Genomic DNA, 19,058 nt, shown 5'->3' with positions numbered 1-19,058 from the left:
GATGATGGACGGCGTGCGAACACAGAAGAACAAAGCGGATTTCTGTGTGACCTCGCACTGCTGGGTCAGCCCGGACGGGCGACCGGCGCTCAGATTACGTGCCCGCCGGGCAGAGGGTCAAACCGGGGTGGCGTCCGCTGCGGCGGACCCCGGCCCACGGCCAGCACGAAGAAGGCGTTCTGCCTGGTCACGGTGCCGATGAGCGAGCAGAAGTCCGGGCGATCCCGCCGGCTCGGCGTGCCGCAGTCCGATGCTGCGGTCGATGTGCTCGAGCGCGAGAGCCGCCGCGCGCGTCTCGGTCCACGGGCCCGGTTCGTCGGACAGCTCGGCGCCGAGGTCCGGCTGGACGAGCAGCGCCGTGCCCCCATGCAGGAGGCAGCGAGCCAGACCGGCGTCCTCGCCGATCCCCTCGAAGAGATCCCGGGCCGCGCGCCAGCGGCGGCAGGCGTAGGCCCGGTCGCCGAGCCGCCACTCGGCGACTCCGCCGAGCTCCACCGCGTGGGCCTCCGCCGAATGGTCCTCGAGCTGTCTGGCCAGCCATTCCGCCTCGGTGAAATGGTGACGGGCGTGCTGCGGCTCGCCGAGACGCAGGCACAGCACACCCAGGTTGATCCGGACGCCGATCCAGGCGTGCAGGTCGGAGGCGGGCAGGCGCTCGACGGCGTCGCGGAGGCAGCTCTCCGCCTCCTGTAGGGCGTCATCCTCCTGATGGGCCGACAGCTTCCCGTCGACCCTGCCGTGCTCCGCCTCACGGAGGCGCAGTACGGCCCAGGCGTTGTTCTCTCGCCCGGAGAGCGACCCCGAGTCCGTCATGCTGATCGCGCCGAGTTCCTCCTCGGCTCGCTCGCCGTACCCGTCGAGTCGCAGCGCGGCGGCCCGGGTGATCCTCGCGAGGCCGCGCAGCTCGGCGTCCGGCCGCCCGGCCGCCCGACGAGCCGTCCGTCTCGACCATCCGTCGAGACCGCCGCCCCGCCGTCGAACGGCTCGTTCGCAGCCCTCCTCCATCGCGTCCGCGAGTCTCCTCAGGTCGGCGGTCCGCCGCTGCCGGACCAGCCAGGACTCCACCGCCCCCGCGATCACCGCGAGCCGGCGCCGTTCGGCCGCTCGCGCACCACCTCTGCTCAGCAGCTCGATCATTCGATCCGCCTCCGCGGCGAACCACTCCTCGGCCCCGCGTCTGCTGCCGGGGACGACCAGGTCGGCGGCGTGGAACTCGGCCCGCCGGGCATAGAAGCGGATCGCCGCGGCATCGGTGCCTCGGCCGTCCCCTCCTCCTCGACGGCCGGGGAGGACCCGACCCGGGCGGCCCGCGTGTGCGGAACCACCTGCCGCCTCGGTGGGCGCCACATCGGCGGGTCTGCGACGCCGCCACGAGCGCAGCGCAGCGACGCCGATCCACACGAGGGCGGCCGTGCAGGCACACGCGGCGACGATGATCGTCAGCGAGATCCGACTGTCTGGTCGAGCGAGGACGACCTCGGCGATCGCGGCCGAGAGGAGTCCCAGGGGCAGCCATGCCAGGATCTTGACGATCCGTTCCCGCACCTCGTCGTTGCCGCGAGGACCGTCGGGAAGACCGCTGCTGGGAGGACCGCCGTCGCCAAGGCCGTCGGCGCCGCGAATCTCGCCGCCGCCGGGCGCATCACCGCCCGCCACGGCGCCGCACCCCCGTCAGCCCTCGGACGGCCGTCCGCCAACCCGCCGCGAGCACGACCAACGGCACGATGAGCGAGAACACCGCCGCCGCCGCGATCGGACCCGCCGAGGTGTGGAACCAGCGGGTCTCGCCCCACAGCAGCAGCGTCAGCGGCGAGGCGGGCGATCCGCCCAGCAGCAGCCCCAGCACCAGATCGTTCCAGACCAGGACGAACTCGAGGACCGCCACGGCCACGACGGCGTCCCAGTGTCGTCGGACGAGTCCTAACCCGCCGGTCCGCCTGCCGTCCGCCGCGGCCGCCCGTCGATCAGGTGCCGAGGACGTCGTGAGGAAGGCCCCGCGCATCAGCAGGATCGCGAACGGCAGTCCGGCCGCCGTGTGCGCGAGGATCAAGGCGAGGTTGAGCGAGGTCCCGGTCAGGTTGGTGGCGGCGAGCCACTCCGACATCGGCGCGGCGTACAGCTGCACGGGCGCCACGGCGAGCAGCGCAAGCACGATCACGGCGGCGCTGACCAGGCGTGGCCCCACTCCGCTCCAGGCAAGAGCGTGCCCCACCGAGCCCGCGATCACCGCAACCAGCAGCGCGGTGGTCCCCGCCATGAACAGACTCGAGCCGAGCGCGCCGACCAGTCCGTTGTCCAGCGCACCGCGGAACGAGTCGGCTCCCAGACCCTGGACGCCGCCCGCCCAGAATCCCGCCGCGGCGGCGTCGGCGGGTGCCCGCAAGGCGGTCCCGACGAGCACGATCAACGGAGTCAGCCAGATCAGTCCCAACAGGCCGAGCAGGACCGCGACCGACCGGCGCAGCAGGGTCCGCTGCCGCATCGGCGGACCGATCAGCGGCACCCGCTCGGCGGGAGCAGGCATCGGAAGGATCACGCTGGTCACACCACGCGCCCGCCGCACCCCCCACACCGCGGCGAGCGCGACCACGGCGACCATGCCGAACAACAGGGTGGCCATCGCCGCCCGCTCCCCCGGCGTCGCCTCCGGCGATCGCCACCAGAGCAGTGCACCGACCTCGACGTCCGGCTGAAGCGGGCCCGGGACCATGACCAGCACCAGGTCGAACAGACGCACCGCGGCGACCACCAGTGTCAACAGGACGACGGTGATCACCGGCCTCAGCAGCGGCACGATCAGTCGTGTCAAACGCTGTGCGGGGCGCAGTCCCTCCGCCTTCGCGATCCGCACCAGATCCGGAGGGATCGCGTTCAGCCGTGTCCGGAACAGCGAGACGGCGAAGCCGAGCCAGGCCCAGGTGAAGGCCAGGACAAGGGGAATCCAGATCACCTCGGCCCGGTACGGCTGCGGGCCCGGCCAGGCAGGCTCGATCGACGACTGCGGGATGATCAGACGGTGGTCGACGGGCTCGGTCGCCGCGGGCGGTCCGAGCGGGAGGACGAACCTGCCCCGGTCATCGGTCACCGTGTCCACCGGATCGGTTCCGGCGGCATCGGCACGCACCGTGACGCCGGGCAGCGGGCCCGCCTGGTCACGCAGGGTCCCGGTGATCCGGTCGGGCCCGGAGTCGTCCGATTCCGCACAGGCCGCGGTGTCGTGGGCGACAGGCTCCGGCGGGGCCGACGAGCCGACAGCCGACTGACCCGGTGTCGTGCGAGTGGTCAGCACTCGAAGGTCGACATGACAGCCCGCCCGATAGTTGAACGTCGTCACCAGATCGCCCTGGTCGTACAGGCGGGACTCCTCGGGGGCACGCTCGTCAGGCCGCGCGCCCTCGGCGGGGGCACGGTCGGCGAAAGCCTCGTAGCCTGCGACGGCGAGGGCACTGATGACGCCTCGGTCCGGATCGGGATCGATGAGCAGCCGGAAGGCCGCACCCGTCACCAGCATCGAGGCGGCGAGCGGGATGAGCAGTGGCAGGGTGAGCAGCCGCGAGGCTCCGCCGACGAACCGGCCGAGCGCGGCCACGATCAGCCCGAGCAGGGCGACGCCGACGGCCGCCACGGCCCAGAGCCCGCTGCGGAGCAACGCGGCACGCATCGCCGGGTCGGCCAGCACCGCGACGTAGTGCGACATGCCGACTCCGCCGGACGGCCAGTCCATGCGGACGCTGCGCCACACGGTCGTCAGGATCGACGCGACGAGCAGCAGGAACAGCAGCACCGCGACCGTGTTCGCCACCACGCGCAGTCCGGTGGCGGACAGGAAGTGCGCCCGTTGCGGCCGAGCCGCCACGCCGTGCAGCCGAGGTCCGGTGATGTCGCGTCCGGCCGTCTCGAATTCCACGTCGCCCACGTCGGGGACGGGTTCCGTCGCCGAGGGCGTCTTCGGGGCACGGTCCGCCGGTCCGGTGAAATCGCGTCGAGAGCCGGCATCCGACTCCGCCTGCTGTCGCGGGGCGAACAGAGCGGAGCCGTCGACGGGCCGCTCACCGCGCCCGGACGGTCGCTCGGGAGGGTCGTCGCCGCCTTGGACCGGCTCGGCCACGTGTCAGCCCGCCGGCGTTCGGGCGCCGCCGCGCACCGGCCGGTCCATCCGCTCGCCGAGTTCCCACGCGAGCCGGGCGACACGCCGCGCATCGGCGCCCTCGACCTCGCGCAGGAAACGCTGCAGCTCGCCCCACAGCCTGCTCCCGCGCGCACCGAGCTGATCGGAGAGATCGAAGAAGAGTCCGTCCGGCGGGTCGCGAACCTCACCCGCCAGCCGCGCGAGCCGCGGATGCCGGTAGCGGTTGTCCGGCAGGTCGGTCCGGAGCGACAGGAAGCCGCCCTCCCCCGCCCAGATCGCGGCGGCCTCGGCCCCCGCCAGCCATTCGACGAGATCCGTCGCCGCCTGTGGGGCCCGCGTGGTCACCACGGCGACGTCGCCGCCGATCACCAGTGGCGCGGGGCCGTCGGGCTCCGCCCGGGGAAAGGGGAAGAGGTCCCACTGCCAGCGCTGCCCGTGGGCGGTGGGACCGTGCTCGGCGATCACCGAGTAGACGAAGTCGGAGCCGGTCGTCATCACGGCCTCGCCTCTGGCGAAGACGTCGAGCACCGCTTCGTCGAGCTGGGTGGCCAGCGCCGACACCGCTCCGCCCGCCAGCGCGTACGGGGCGCCCCACATCGTCCCGACCCTGCGCAGCGCCTCTTGCACGCCGTCCTCGACCCAGCCGACACCGGTCTTCGTCAGGGCCCGATAGGCAGCGGAGTCGACGCCGAGGAGGACGTTCTCGAAGAAGTCGGTGAGCACCCAGCCGTCGGCAGCGCCCAGGGCGAGCGGTGTGCGACCTTCCTCGGTCAGCGTCGCGTTGAGCGTGATCCACTCCGCCCAGGTGGTAGGGACGGCGACACCGAGATCGGCCAGTGCCTGTGGTCGATACCAGACGCAGGACTTGTGCGCGATCTTGAAGGGCAGTCCGTACCGACGACCGTCGACCGACATCACCGCACGCCAGTCCTCCGGAGCCGCATCATCGTCGAACTCCAGGGGAAGCAGGCTGCCCGAGGCGACACCGGAACGCAGCAGGCCGGGCCTGGGAAGCATGATCACATCCGGGGCGCCCACCGGCCGCTCGCCGAGGGCCGCGGCGATGTCGTCGCCCATCGGCACGATCTCGGTGCCGACACCGTGCTGGTCGGAGAAGACGTCGAGGACTCGCCGGAACGATGCCAGTTCCCGTCCGCTCCAGGTCACCGCGACACGCAGGGACCCGGTGACCGCAGAGCAGCCGGCGATCGGACCGGTGCAGGCGAGAGCACCGAACGGCAGAGCCAGCGCGCCGAGCACGACGCGCCGGGAGACGCCGACTCGCCGGGCACCATCGGCGCCGCACGGCATCTCCCGCTTCACGAGGCCGCCTCACGACGTCGGGTGTGGCGCCGTCCGGATGCCCGTCGCCCCCGGCCCGGCGTGACGGGCTCGGCGGCGGACTCGGCAGGCGACGTGAGGTCGACGACGTCGACGGCGGCCACGAATCCGTCGAGCCGACGTCGATCGTCCGTGACGACCAGCAGCGCGACGCCGCTCCGGGCGGCTGCGGCGTCGAGTCGGCCTGCCCACCGGGGAAACCCTGTCCGGTCCTCCACGATGACGGCGGGACGCCGCCGGAACAACGCTCTGGCGAAGCCCGCCTGCTGGCGTTGGCCGGGAGTCGCCCGATGCGGATAGCGGTCCAGACTCATCAACAGGCCCGCACGCTCGGCGGCCGTGTCGGCCTCGTCGACGAGTCGAGGGGTCGCGCCGCCGCCTGCACGTAGGCGGCCGAAGACGATGTTCTCGCGAAGACTGAGATGTGGGAGCAGCCCGCCGTCGGCCGTGACGAGGCCGATCAGCGGCTGCGCCCCGTCGACGCCGGCGGCATCCGGTCGGGCCCTGGACCGGCCGCCGACGGTGACCCGACCGGCCCCACCATCTCCCGTTCCGACCACCGCGTCGGAGAATCGACGTAACGTCGCCGAATCCGGCAGGACCACACCCGCGAGTCCGCCGACGGCCACGGTGAGGCTCACCGAACGAGTCATTCCATCGACCCGAACGGCGTCGAGAGACAGACCAGCCCCCATCCGATACCCCCGCACGGCACAGTGTTCCGCATCACAGTGAGCATAACGCCCGATCGAGTACCGTGAATTCCGACTGGGGCCGTCCGCGAGCAATGCGTGGCCGCGAGCGGTCTCGCTCGCCGCGCTGAAGTCGCGGAATCGACGTCGACAGCGGCCGTCCGCATCCTCCGACGCGACAGCTGAGCACGGCAGCAGGCCAGGCCGCATCGTCGCGGCGAAGGACGACGTGGGATCGAAGCAGGCCGCGACCGCGAAGGGGCCGCCACTCGGGCGGCGACACCGAATCCCTCGCCAGCCGCCTGCGGCACCTTCTCACCCGATAAGTCGCATTCGATGGGATCGGCGAAGAATCGACTCCGCCGGTCGGCCGAACGTCATTCCGCCGGATCTCGTTCCGTACGCGGAACTCGACGAATCAGAAGCAGGGAAATCAGAAGGGCGACCGTGACGACTTCCGACGGACGTTCATCCTCGATTCGTCGACCGGAGCGTCCGTAGACGCCTCGCAGTCCTCCATCGGGTGGACAGTGCCCGTTCGACGAGAGACCGGGCGGCCCGTTCGACGAAGGACCAGGCCGTGGTCCGCAGACACGGCGGACCCGCATGAGCACCGCGACATGGAACGCCACCGGGGCCGACCGATTCGCCCCAGTCCACGAGTCGAGCCTCCCGCGTGCAGGCAGCGCCGTTCCCGGAGCGCCTTCGTGGCGTCCGCCACAGGCGTTCGCGAGGCACGAACACACTCCACTCGATCGATATCTTGCCGATCTAGAACATGTGTTCGATAGTCGTGTCATGAACGTCTACGTGCTCATCGTCCTCAGCGCAGTCATCGCCCTCGCCTCGTCGACGGCGTTCCAGCACCGACCGTCCCAGCACCGACGACCCCGACTGCGGCTGAGAAAAAGCACGACGGGGCCCGGTGTTCCGAGCCCCGTCGTCATGATCACTCCTCGCCGGCCTGATTCCCCTTCGGCGGCCCTGCCGGGCGGGCCGCGGCACGCCTACGCTGCCGACGGGCGGGGGCCGCCGCAGGCGTCACGGCGGCCGCTGCCGAAGCGGCGGGCTCGGCGGCAGGCTCCAAGTCAGCCGGAGTCTCCACCGGATGCCCGTTCCGGCGGCCCGGCTCGGCTGCCTGCTGCTCCTGCGCCGGCGGCAGCTCATTCGCGGGCTCGGCCGGGCGAGCCGACTCAGTCGCACGAGCGGCCTCGGCCTCGCGTGCCGCCTTGGCCTTGGCCTCGGCGCGGGCCTCGGCCTTGGTCTGCCGACGTCCCTGCCGAGGTGCGTCGCCGTTCTCCCGGCTGTTCTCGGTCTGCGTCTCCACGGCGTGCTCCGTCGCCTGGGCCGGCGTCTCGGCCACCGTGTCGACGACGACGTTGCCCTTGCCCCGGGGACGCGACCGGCGCGAAGAGGCGGAAGCGCTGCCGTTCTGCTTGTCCGTGCTGCCCGCGCCGTTGATCTGGGCTCCCGCGGCAGCGCCATGCTGATGCTGATGGCTCGTCGTGCCGTTGCCCGAAGTGTGGGAGTTCCCACCCGATGTCGATGCGCCGCCCGCACCCACCGGCTCGGTCGAGACGATCACACCGCGGCCCCGACAGTGCTCACAGGTGGTGCTGTAGGCCTCCAACAGGCCGGTGCCGACACGCTTGCGTGTCATCTGCACGAGGCCCAGCGAGGTCACCTCGGCGACCTGGTGTCGGGTGCGGTCCCGGCCGAGACACTCGGTGAGCCTGCGCAACACGAGATCGCGATTGGATTCCAAGACCATGTCGATGAAGTCGATGACGATGATGCCGCCGATGTCTCGCAGCCGCAGTTGCCGGACGATCTCCTCGACCGACTCCAGGTTGTTCCGGGTGACGGTCTCCTCCAGGTTTCCCCCGGAGCCGGTGAACTTGCCGGTGTTGACGTCGACGACCGTCATCGCCTCGGTGCGGTCGATCACGAGGTAACCGCCGGAGGGCAGCCAGACCTTCCGATCCAATGCCTTGGCCAGCTGCTCGTCCACACGATGCTCGGTGAACACGTCCTTCAGTCCGACGTGCCTGCGCAGCCTGCTCACCAGGTCAGGCGCGACGTGATTCACGTACGACTCGATGGTGTCCCACGCACCGTCACCCTGGACGACCAGGCCCGAGAAGTCCTCGGTGAAGAGGTCCCGGACGACCTTGATGAGCAGATCCGGCTCCTCGTACAGCAACTGTGGGGCCTGGGCGCGGGGCACCGCGGCCCGCTCCTTGATGACCTCCCACTGGGCACGCAACCTGCGGACGTCCCGATCCAGGGCCTCCTCGCTGGTGCCCTCCGACGCGGTACGGATGATCACCCCGGCCTCGTCGGGGACGATGCGCTTGAGGATCTCCTTCAGCCGCTTGCGTTCGACATCGGGAAGCTTTCGACTGATGCCGGTGGCTCCGCCGCCCGGCACGTACACCAGGAATCGTCCGGGGAGACTGATCTGGGTGGTCAGGCGGGCACCCTTGTGACCGACCGGTTCCTTGGTGACCTGGACCAGCACGCTGTCCCCGGTGGACAACGCCTGCTCGATCTTGCGGGCCTTGCCCTCCAGGCCTGCGGCGTCCCAGTCCACCTCGCCCGCGTACAGCACGGCGTTGCGCCCTCGGCCGATGTCGACGAACGCGGCCTCCATGCTCGGCAGCACGTTCTGCACTCGGCCGAGGTAGACGTTTCCGACGATGGAACCGGTTCCCGAGGACGTCACGAAGTGCTCGACCAGGACGCCGTCCTCCAGCACGGCGATCTGAGTGCGGTCGCCGCGTTCACGCACGATCATCCGGCGTTCCACCGACTCGCGACGTGCCAGGAACTCGGCCTCCGACAGCACCGGCACGCGCCGACGACCCGCCTCGCGGCCGTCACGCCTGCGCTGGCGCTTGGCCTCCAGCCGCGTCGAGCCGCGGACCGAACGAACCTCGTCCTCGACGACGGTGTCGGCCTTGGCCTGAGCCGGCTTGCTCTCCCTGACGTGCACCACCGTGTTCGGCGGGTCATCGGAACGGGACGCCGTGTCGTCCTCACCGGTGCCCTTCCGCCGCCTGCGACGACGGCGACGCCTGCTGCCCTCGGCCTGCTCGCCGTCGGAGTCCTCCGTGTCGGATTCGGCCGTCTCCGGCTCCTCGGCGGGGGTCTCTGGAGCCGTGTCGGTCGCGGCCTCGGCGGACGTGATCTCCTCGTCCTCGCCGTGCTCGTCGACGCCTTCCGCGTCCTGCCCGCCGCGGCCTCGGCCTCGGCCTCGGCGTCCCCGCCGGCGGCGACGCCTGCCGCCTGCGTCCTCGTCCTCGTCGACGTCCTCCGTCGCCGCAGGGGACGTCGTCTGCGGCTCGACCACCGGCTCGGGCTGCTGCGTCTGCGTCGCCGGCGCCGGCGACTGCTTCGCAGGCGCCGGCCGGGCCGCCGGTGCGGCCGCGGGCTGCGGCGGCAGGAAGACCGGTTGCGGCGGCGCGAACACCGGGGCGGCCGCAGCCCTCGGTCCGACGTCCTCTCCGGCCGGCTCGGCGGCCGGCTCCTCGGCGGCGTCCACGCGCTGCGTCCGGGTGGCCTCCTGCGCGGGAGCCAGCTTCTCGATCACCTGTAGTGCCAGCTCACGGGACACGCTGGACTGGGCGCTGCGGACCTCGGCCCCCAACGTCTCCAGTGCGGTCAGCACGTCTTTGCTCCGCACCTCCAGCAGCTTGGCGAGGGCGTGCACTCGCAACTTGGCGGGCAGTTCCAGCTCCGCCCCGCCCGCCGGCGCCTCGGCAGTCCCGCTGCGCTCGTCAGCGGGCACGTTCTTCATCGACATACAGCTCCTCCGCCCCCGGGCGCGTCCGTTGGTCGGACGCGGCCGCGCAGGGGCCTTCCTGTTCGTCTCCGTCGCGTCGAGCGACGGGAATCCTGTTTGAAGCCTGCCCGTTCTCGAGTCGGAACTCGAAAAGCAGCGCAGGCGGATGCCTACGACGCCGTGTGGGCCCGTCCCACATCCCCTGTGGGACAGGGATTACCCGACGCCAGGTCGGGCAACCGCTCGGTCAGCGGTCAGCGGATCGACTAGACGCCCATCATCGTCGAGCCGCCCCTGCGCCATCCGGGTCGCCTTCGCGGGTACCGGCGGCTCCACAGCAGCGACGACGCGAAGCGCACTCAGCACGTCGTCCGGTCGCACGGTCGGAGTCACCTGCCGCACTACCACCACGAGTATCCCATACGGTCTTTCCACACTGCGGCGATCAGCCGTTCCGGCGCGCCGAGCCACGGATTCATCACTCTGCGTGCAGGACTCTCTCGTCTGCTCCACCATGGGCGGACGGCCTGGGCCTGCCAATACACCGTTCGTCGATGCGGGCGCCTGCGGAGAGTCGTCGTCGACCAAGGCGGTGAGATGTTCGTCGCGCCGAGGCGCCGAGGCCGCCATGGGGCGCGTTGCGAGCGTCGAGTCGGCAGGATGGACCGGGCACGTGGCGTCGTCGGAGACGACCGGCGGCGCCGTCGTGTCCGACGACGCACTGTCCGCCGCCACTCCCGGCGCAGCTGCCGCATCCAGCGCTGCCGTCGCCTCCTCGGCTGCCGTCACGCCAGCGGCCGCCGACTTCTTCGGCTCCAGCGACTTCTCCGGCTCCACCAATACCTCCGGCGGCGATGCGGCGGCCGAGGAGTAGACCTCCGCCCCCACGATCGCGGCCCGCGCATCGATGGTGCGGCGGCCGTTCTTGGTCATCCGCTCCACCTCGACCACGGGTTCGGCGAGCATTCGGCGAGTGGCGTCGCGAAGCAGTTCCGGGTCGACGCCGGGCACCTCGATCCGCCAGATGCTCGCGGTCAGGCGGTCCGCCAACGATCCCGGGCCGGCTTCCACCACGTCGACGATGTCCAGACCCGGCGGCAACGCCGCGTTCAGCTCGCGCCCGAGTATCGAGGGATCGACCCGTTCGACCAAGGCGAGTTCGACGTACTCGGCCTCGCTGGCGGCGCCGGTCGGCGCGGCGCCCGCCCACGAGACCTTCGGATGCGGATTGAAGCCCTTCGAATACGCCATCGGCACACCCGCCCGGCGCAGCGCACGCTCCACGGAGCGCGCCACGTCTCGATGAGAGGTGAACCGGAGCCGGTCACGCTTGGCGAACCTCAGGCGGAGTCGCTGCACCGAGGGTAGGGACGGGTTCGGTTCGGATCTGCCGCTCAGCTCACACCATCCTGGCACCGCATGTCGGGGGTCGCGCAAGACGGTACCGCGCCCCGCACGACGGCCGTTGCTTGTCTCGGCGCCGCCCGGCTGGTCACCGTCCGCACATCACGAGGACCGCTCACCCGAACGGAATCCGGCCATGTCGTGCAGAGGTGGCGGCTACGGCGATGACGCGGGCGAGCGAGGCGACTCCTCCGATACGTGATCGATGCAGACAGGAGCGAACTCCTGGCTGCTGAGCCCGGCGGCAGCGGCCGTGGCGGTCGTCCTCCGGGCCCTCAAGGGCGGTCCGTCGGCCGGGCCCCTCAGGCGTGACCGCCTCCCGACTCCTGCGGACACCCCGACGTGATCACCGTCCCGGCGGTGGCGGCCGACGGGAGGCGCGCTACGGCTCGTACGGGCCGGGCATGGTGGATCTCGCCGCGCCAGTCGGCGCCCGGTGGTGCTCCGGGCGCGGCGGTCCGGGCCGGTGTGTGCGGCCTGGCCGTCCCGGGCGGCTATGAGGGCCGGTGCGGCACCTCGATGGCGGCACCTCCCGTCGCCCAGGTAGCCGCGCTGCCGTTCTCGCGGCATCCCGACGCCTCCCCCGCCGCCGGAGTCCGCTCGAAGCTGCGCGCGCAGGCGAGACCACTCCCTGCCGCGAGGAGTACGACCTCGACCTGGACGGGACGCCGGACGCCGGACGCGCGGTGCCGACTGTGTCGGCAGCCGGTCGTACAACGGCTTCTACGGCGCGGGTCTGGTCGACGCGTTCTCGGCGGTACGCGACTGAACCGAGCGGGTACGCCGACTCCGATCACCCGCCCGGGCCAGCCCGACCAGCCCTGGGCCTCGACCACCACGATCGCGTGAGCTTTCGGCACGGAGCCTGCGCGACTCGCGACGACGGCGAACCGCGCGTCGGCGATGCCGAACACGGTCGGCGTCCCGAGCCGTCGGCAGGGGCCCGAAACCGCCGCGGCACGGTGTCGGGCATCGGAAGGCCGAGCCGGCCGCGCGGCGACGAGACGGCGCGTGGGCGACCTCGATGCCGCGGCGCCGTCCCACGCCTGCCCGCTCCCGGTGGTGGTCGCCGCCTTCCTCGTGTTGGGCCGGACGCTGCGGCTGCCGCTGGTCAGACGCGAGGTCAGCATCGACTGGCTCGGCGCCACGCTGATCGTGGGCGGTGTCTGCCCGCTGCTGGTCTGGGGTGTCCTTCGCGGGCGGCGCCTTCCCCCGGCTCTCGACGACGAGCCTGCTCCTGCTGGGCACCGCGCTGCTCTGCCTCGCGGGAGCCGTCCTGGTGGAAAACGCCGGGTGCCCGAGCCGGTGGGTGCCGTCGAGTCGCCCATCGCGACCTGCTGCGCTGAGCGACACGAAAGACTCGGCCCGTCCGCCGTGCGCCCTGCCAGCGCAACGCCCTTGCCCGCACCGCGCCCCACACCTGCGCGACGCACGCAGGCGGCTCTGCCGGGCGAGACCGATCCCCGCGCGCGAGACGTCTTACTGCCGCGGGCGGCCCCGCGGAGGGTCCCGGCGCGGGATCGGGATCAGCGCCGGGCGATGAAGGCGCGGGTGGCCCCGGCGACCTGCGGGAACCACGGGGTGAAGTCCTCGCGTCCTCCCTCGGCCACGGCCGCGAGCACTTCCGTCAGCGGCTCCCAGCGCAGGGCACGGACCTCACTCGGGTCGACCGCGCCGGGCTCCCCCTCGAACCGACCGATCAGGACATGGTCGTACTCGTGCTCGACGTAACCCTGTTCGGCGTCGGGCGCCCGATAGACGAAGGCGCCCGCGTCGCTCAGCTCGGCGACCTCCACGCCCAGTTCCTCGCGCAGCCGGGCCCGCGCCGCCGTCGCCACCGGCTCGCCGGGCCACGGATGCCCGCAGCAGGTGTTGGTCCACCGAGTCGGGAATCTCAGCTTGGCGGAGGACCTCTGCTGCAGCAGCACGCGATCTCGATCGTCGATGAGCATCACCGAGAAGGCGCGGTGCAGTATCCCGCCGTCGGAGTGGGCGTCGTGGACCGAGGAACGGCCCACCGTCCGCCCCTGCTCGTCGACCAGTTCCACCAGCCGCTCTTCACGGCTGCGCTGCTGTTCCCGTGGCGTGACGGTCATCCGAGTCCTCCTGGTGTCGGGGCCTGATCGTCTGCCCTCGGGTCACACGGCGTGCGATGGGCGACCGCGCCGCCACCGCTCGACCGCCCGACCTTCCGCACCCGACGGAGGAGGACCACAGACCGCATGGGACGGCCTCGACGCGATGGCGCCGGGGCCGCCCGTCCCCCCAGGATCAGACTTCAGCCGCCTGCGGACAAGGAGGGATTACGCACCGGGCTGCCCTGACCGACGGGGCTGATCGGCAGCATCGTCCGGCCGCTCGGTCCGATCTCGATGTCGGTGCCCATCGCCGGACACACCCCACAGTCGAAGCAGGGCGTCCAGCGGCAGTCCTCCTGCTCCTGCTCGTCGAGCGCGTCCCGCCAGTCCGCCCACAACCACTCCTTCTCCAATCCGGAGTCGAGGTGATCCCAGGGCAACGTCTCGTGCTCGGTCCGCTCGCGGGTGGTGAACCAGTCGATGTCGACGCCGTAGGCGGGCAGTTCGGCGGCGCAGGCGTCCAGCCAGCGGCGGTAGGAGAAGTGCTCGGTCCAGCCGTCGAACCGACCGCCCTCGCGCCAGACCCGTTCGATGACCCGGCCGATCCTTCGATCGCCCCGGGACAGCAGCCCCTCGATCAGCGACGGCTTCCCGTCGTGGTACCGCATGCCGATGCTGCGGCCCAGGCTGCGGTCCTCGTTGACGGCGGCGCGGAGCCGCCGAAGGCGCGCGTCGATCGTGTCGGGGTCGAACTGCGCGGCCCACTGGAAGGGCGTGTGCGGCTTGGGCACGAAGCCGCCGATCGACACCGTGCACCGGATGTCCTTGTTGCCCGAGGCCGCCCGGCCCGCGCGGATGACCTCCTTGGCCATCCGTGCGATCTGGAGGATGTCCTCGTCGGTCTCGGTGGGCAGCCCGCACATGAAGTACAGCTTCACCTGGCGCCAGCCGTTGGCGTAGGCGGTGGTGACCGTGCGGATCAGGTCGTCCTCCGACACCATCTTGTTGATCACCCGACGAATGCGTTCGCTGCCGCCTTCCGGGGCGAAGGTCAGCCCGGACCGGCGGCCGTTGCGGGCCAGCTCGTTGGCGAGGTCGACGTTGAAGGCGTCCACCCTGGTCGAGGGCAGCGACAAGCCCGTGTTGGTGCCCTCGTACCGGTCGGCCAGTCCCTTGGTCACCTCGGCGATCTCGGAGTGGTCGGCGCTCGACAGCGACAGCAGACCCACCTCCTCGAATCCGGTGGCCTCCAGTCCCCGTTGCACCATCGCGCCGATGCCCTCGGCGGAGCGCTCCCGAACCGGTCGGGTAATCATGCCCGCCTGGCAGAAGCGGCAGCCGCGGGTACAGCCCCGGAAGATCTCGACGCTCATCCGCTCGTGCACGCTCTCGGCCAGCGGGACCAACGGCTGCTTGGGATACGGCCAGGCGTCGAGGTCCATGGTGGTGCGCTTGGCGACGCGGGCCGGGATGCGGTCGCCGACGGGACGCACCCGGTCGATGGCGCCGTCGGCGAGGTACTCGACCTCGTAGAACCGCGGTACGTAGACCTGCCCGGTCTCGGCCAGCCTCGTCAGCAGCTCCGTCCGGCCGCCGGGTCTGCCGTCGGCCTTCCAGCGGCGGATCAGGTCGGTGATCTCCAGCACGGACTCCTCGCCGTCACCGAGGACGGCCGCGTCCAGGAAGTCGGCGATCGGCTCCGGGTTGAAGGCCGCGTGGCCGCCACCCAGGACGATCGGATGCTCCTCGGTGCGGTCGACGGCGTGCAGCGGGACGCCTGCGAGGTCCAGGGCGGTCAGCAGGTTCGTGTACCCCAGTTCGGTGGCGAAGCTGACCCCGAGGACGTCGAAGGCGCCGACCGGCCGGTGTCCGTCGACGGTGAACTGCGGGACGTCGTGCTCCCGCATCAACGCCTCCAGATCGGGCCACACGGCATACGTCCGCTCCGCGAGCACGTCGGGCTGCTCGTTGAGGATCTCGTAGAGGATCATGACGCCCTGGTTGGGAAGTCCGACCTCGTAGGCGTCGGGGTACATCAGGGCCCAGCGGACAGTGGTCGCGTCCCAGTCCTTGACGGTCGCGTTCAGCTCACCGCCGACGTACTGGACGGGCTTGGAGACCCGGGGCAGCAGCGGTTCCAACCGGGGGAAGACGGACTCGACGCTCACGGCGAACAGGGTAACGGCACGGCTGTCCTCCGACCTCCGGCCAGCACGCAGTCGCCGCCGGACGGATTCGGGAGGCCAGCCGGGCCCGTGCCGCCGACCGCTACTTGAGCAGCAGCCGCTCCAGCCTTCGGGTGGCGACGGCGACGCCGAGCCCGGCCAGCACCAGGAAGTAGCCGACGTGCCCGAGCAGACCCCAGTGCACCACGCCGGTGGTCAGGGCTCGCATGAGCTCCACACCGTGGAAGAGCGGCAGACACTGCACCAGCAGCTGGGCGACCCTCGGGTACACCTCAAGCGGGAAGAAGGTGGTGGAGAACAACGCCATCGGCAGGATCGCCAGCTGCACGAAGTCGAAGTCCTGCGTCGAGCGGATGAAGGTGGTCGCCGCCATCCCCACCGCGGCGAAGGCGAAGGAGACCAGCACGGCCGCGGGAAGCGCGAGCAGTGCCCACGGCGAGGCGATCAGGCCCATGCCCGACATCACGCACAGGAAGCCCGCCGCGTAGACGCCGCCACGCAGCACCGCCCAGGTGATCTCGGCGAGCGCGACGTCCAGCGGCCCCATCGGGGTGGCCAGCACCGCGTCGTAGAGCTTCGCGTGTCTGAGCTTGAAGAAGATGTTGAAGGTGGCGTCGTACACCGCGCCGTTCATCGCGGAGACGGCGAGCAGACCCGGGGCGATGAAGGCGGCGTAGTCGACGGCGACGCCGCCGGGACCGCTGATCTGACCGACCATCCCGCCGAAGGCGACGCCGAGGGAGAGCAGATAGAACAGCGGCTCGAAGAAGCCGGACAGGATCGCCAGCCAGGCACCCCGGCCCGCCAGCAGGGACCGCTCGACCAGCCTGCTCGCCCGGCCCGCGTACAGGCCGGGTGGGAAGATCCGCAGCAGTGGACCCGTCGTAGGCCGCGGCGACGGGACGTCCCGCTCGATCGTCGTCGGTTCGACAGCCATCTCACACCACCAGCCGCTTGCGGAACGTCCGGCAGGACAACACCGTGCCGAGGACGAACAGCCCGATCAGGTAGGCCAGCCGTCCCAGCGCGGGCATCAGTTCGAGAGTGCCGAAGGCGACGCCTCTGGCCAGCTCCGTGCCGTGCCAGAGCGGGGCGATCCAGGCGATCGGCTGCAGCGGCTCCGGCAGCATGCTGACGGGGTAGAAGGTGCCCGCGAACAGCATCATCGGCAGCACGATGAACCGGAACAGCGCGTTGAAGCCGTCGCCCTCGCCCTGCATCGTCGCCGCGATCGCCACCACCGGGGCGGCCAGCGCCATGCCGGTGAGCACCGCGAACACCAGGGAGAGGAGCACGCCGAGGCTGGTCACCGCGCCGAGCAGAGCGGCGACGACGAGGAAGGCAGCGCCCGAGAAGGCGAGGCGCAGCATGATCCACAGCAGCTTCCCGCAGGCGATCTGCGCCGGGGTGATCGGCGTGGCGGCGACCGCCCAGAAGTTCTTCTGCCATTTGAAGCCGGAGAGCACCGGATAGGTGGCCTCCATCGCCGCGGTCTGCACGGCACCCACCACGAGCATGGCGGGCGCCAGGTAGACCAGGTAGTCCAGTCCGCCGGTGGCCTCGCTCGGCTCGACGAGGGCGCCCATGCCCATGCCCATCGCCACCAGGAACAACACCGGCAGCAGCACGCTGGAGATCACCGTGGCGCGCCAGTTCAGCCGGTACCAGACCCACTGGCCCTCCAAGACCAGCAGGACCGACGGGAGGAAGCCCGACGCCCGCCCCGGGGAGGTTCGGGTGGTCACGGGCGCGGTCGAGGTTCGCGTCGTCATCGTCAGTCCACCAGCGTCCGTCCGGTCAGCCGCAGGAAGACGTCTTCCAGCGTGCTGCGGCGAACCAGGCTCGACAGCGGCTCCACGTCGCGGCGGTGGACGGCGGCCAGCGACGCCTCGCCGTCGGCGGTGTAGAGCAGCACGCGGTCGGGCAGCACCTCGACGCGGTCGGCGGTGTCGGCCACCAGCGGCGCGTACCGCGCGACCTCACCGGGGGGAAACCGCAGCTCCAGCACCTCACGGGTGCTGTAGTCCCTGATCAGTTCGGCAGGCGAGCCCTCGGCGGCGATCCGGCCGCCGTCCATGACCACCAGGCGGTCACAGAGCTGTTCCGCCTCGTCCATGTAGTGCGTGGTGAGGATGAGCGTGACCCCGGCCTGTTTGAGTCGGAACAGCCGGTCCCACAGCACATGCCGGGCCTGTGGATCGAGCCCTGTCGTCGGCTCGTCCAGCAACAGGACCTCGGGATCGTTGACCAGCGACCGCGCGATGGTGAGCCTGCGCTTCATCCCGCCGGACAGCGGTTCGACCTTGTCGGCGGCACGGTCGGTGAGCTGGGCGAATTCGAGCAGCTCCACCGCCTTGGCCCGCACCGCCGCGCGGGACAGCCCGAAGTACCGGCCGTAGACGTGGAGGTTCTCCCGGACCGACAACTCGAGGTCGAGGGTGTCCTGCTGGGGGACGACACCGAGCCGGGCCCGGATCCTCGGCCCGTCGACGGCCGGGTCCATGCCGAGCACCCGCAGCTCGCCGCCGGTGCGCGGGGAGACGCAGGCGATCATCCGCATCGTCGACGACTTGCCCGCCCCGTTGGGCCCGAGGAAGCCGAAGGCCTCTCCCGGACGCACGCTCACGTCGATGCCGCGGACGGCCTCGAAGTCGCCGAACCGTTTGGTCAGGCCCTCGGCATGGATGAGGGAGCCGTTCGTCGTCACGAGGGTGCAGCGTATGCGTCGATCCGGGCGAAGGAAATCGATTTTCACCGCCGTCATCGGCGAGGTTCGCGGTCGTCCCCCGCTCCGACGGTTCGGGCGCGGGCGCGCGTCGCCTGTCGAGCCGTCTGCTGCGGCCGGGACGGGCCGTGCACCCCGAGCAGCGCCGGGCTCGGTGGAACCCGGTGCGAGCCCGCGTCGACCGGCCCCGTGCTCAAGGCCGGTCGACGGGGAAGGCGATCAGATGTTCGGGAACCAGAGCTTGATCTCGCGCTCGGCGGACTCCGGGGAGTCGGAGCCGTGCACCAGGTTCGACTCCGTCTCCAGGGCGAAGTCGCCGCGCAGCGTGCCGGGGGTCGCCTTCTCGACCGGGTCGGTCCCGCCCGCGAGCTGCCGGAACGCCGGAATCGCCCTCGGTCCCTCGACGACGAGGGCCACGACCGGGCCGGAGGTGATGAAGTCGAGCAGCGATCCGAAGAACGGCTTGCCGTCGTGCTCGGCGTAGTGCTGCTCGGCGAGATCCCGCGTGACCACCCGCAGTTCGAGCGCGGCAAGGCGCAGGCCCTTGCGCTCGATGCGGGACACGACCTCGCCGACAAGGCCGCGTGCCACGCCGTCGGGCTTGACCAGGACCAGGGTGCGCTCGCTCACTGCCGCTCTCTCCTTGACGTCGACCGACCGGGCGGCCGGTGCGGGGTGACGGCGGGTCCGCCGTCCGATTCGTCGCGAAGCCTAGTCAC

General features: G+C 71.3%; 13 protein-coding genes. 1 reads left to right on the top strand and 12 read right to left on the bottom strand.

The window, feature by feature from the left end; all coding sequences use genetic code 11:
• Positions 1-117: 117 nt before the first annotated feature.
• The 6 genes from AHOG_RS07730 to AHOG_RS07705 all read right to left on the bottom strand — a co-directional run bounded on the left by AHOG_RS07730 (position 118) and on the right by AHOG_RS07705 (position 11,305).
• Positions 118-1,656: a hypothetical protein gene (locus tag AHOG_RS07730; RefSeq protein ID WP_093940733.1), complete on the bottom strand. Its 1,539-nt coding sequence runs from the start codon at positions 1,654-1,656 to the stop codon at positions 118-120.
• The gene (locus AHOG_RS07725) at positions 1,643-3,916 is read right to left on the bottom strand and encodes an ABC transporter permease subunit (protein ID WP_157736706.1); all 2,274 of its coding nucleotides are present in this window, start codon (positions 3,914-3,916) and stop codon (positions 1,643-1,645) included. The genes AHOG_RS07730 and AHOG_RS07725 overlap by 14 nt, the downstream gene beginning before the upstream one ends.
• Before the next feature lie 195 nt (positions 3,917-4,111).
• On the bottom strand, positions 4,112-5,452 hold the full coding sequence (locus AHOG_RS07720) for an ABC transporter substrate-binding protein (protein ID WP_093940731.1): 1,341 nt from the start codon (positions 5,450-5,452) through the stop codon (positions 4,112-4,114).
• Positions 5,449-6,123 (bottom strand): P-loop NTPase family protein, encoded by a 675-nt coding sequence (locus AHOG_RS07715; RefSeq protein WP_093940730.1) that lies wholly within the window; start codon positions 6,121-6,123, stop codon positions 5,449-5,451. The genes AHOG_RS07720 and AHOG_RS07715 overlap by 4 nt, the downstream gene beginning before the upstream one ends.
• Before the next feature lie 988 nt (positions 6,124-7,111).
• A complete protein-coding gene (locus AHOG_RS07710; protein WP_093940729.1) occupies positions 7,112-9,967 on the bottom strand; it encodes a translation initiation factor IF-2 N-terminal domain-containing protein in 2,856 nt (951 codons plus the stop codon).
• 195 nt (positions 9,968-10,162) lie between these two features.
• Entirely contained in the window at positions 10,163-11,305 is a 1,143-nt protein-coding gene (locus AHOG_RS07705) for a TIGR03936 family radical SAM-associated protein (RefSeq protein ID WP_093940728.1), read from the bottom strand.
• 387 nt (positions 11,306-11,692) lie between these two features.
• Here AHOG_RS07705 and AHOG_RS30460 point away from each other — a divergent pair, with 387 nt between their 5' ends.
• The gene (locus AHOG_RS30460) at positions 11,693-12,199 is read left to right on the top strand and encodes a S8 family serine peptidase (RefSeq protein WP_157736705.1); all 507 of its coding nucleotides are present in this window, start codon (positions 11,693-11,695) and stop codon (positions 12,197-12,199) included.
• A 677-nt stretch (positions 12,200-12,876) separates the two neighbouring features.
• Here AHOG_RS30460 and idi read toward each other — a convergent pair.
• The 6 genes from idi to ndk form a co-directional block, all read right to left on the bottom strand.
• Positions 12,877-13,446 (bottom strand): isopentenyl-diphosphate Delta-isomerase, encoded by a 570-nt coding sequence (gene idi / locus AHOG_RS07700; protein WP_093940727.1) that lies wholly within the window; start codon positions 13,444-13,446, stop codon positions 12,877-12,879.
• Positions 13,447-13,628: 182 nt separating this feature from the next.
• Positions 13,629-15,596 (bottom strand): TIGR03960 family B12-binding radical SAM protein, encoded by a 1,968-nt coding sequence (locus AHOG_RS07695; RefSeq protein ID WP_093940726.1) that lies wholly within the window; start codon positions 15,594-15,596, stop codon positions 13,629-13,631.
• A gap of 100 nt (positions 15,597-15,696) precedes the next feature.
• A complete protein-coding gene (locus AHOG_RS07690; RefSeq protein WP_093940725.1) occupies positions 15,697-16,551 on the bottom strand; it encodes an ABC transporter permease in 855 nt (284 codons plus the stop codon).
• A gap of 1 nt (position 16,552) precedes the next feature.
• Positions 16,553-17,386 carry an ABC transporter permease gene (locus tag AHOG_RS07685; RefSeq protein WP_093940724.1) on the bottom strand — a complete coding sequence of 278 codons (834 nt, stop codon included), beginning with the start codon at positions 17,384-17,386 and terminating at the stop codon, positions 16,553-16,555.
• Positions 17,387-17,388: 2 nt separating this feature from the next.
• Complete coding sequence (locus AHOG_RS07680; protein WP_245856615.1) at positions 17,389-18,321, bottom strand: ABC transporter ATP-binding protein; 933 nt, start codon at positions 18,319-18,321, stop codon at positions 17,389-17,391.
• Between the two features lie 237 nt (positions 18,322-18,558).
• Positions 18,559-18,969: a nucleoside-diphosphate kinase gene (gene ndk, locus AHOG_RS07675; protein WP_093940722.1), complete on the bottom strand. Its 411-nt coding sequence runs from the start codon at positions 18,967-18,969 to the stop codon at positions 18,559-18,561.
• Positions 18,970-19,058 lie beyond the last annotated feature (89 nt).

The organism is Actinoalloteichus hoggarensis, assembly GCF_002234535.1.
GTDB classification, from domain to species: Bacteria; Actinomycetota; Actinomycetes; order Mycobacteriales; family Pseudonocardiaceae; genus Actinoalloteichus_A; species Actinoalloteichus_A hoggarensis.
Note: the sequence above shows the minus strand (reverse complement) of the source record. Positions and strands in the feature narration are given on the sequence as shown.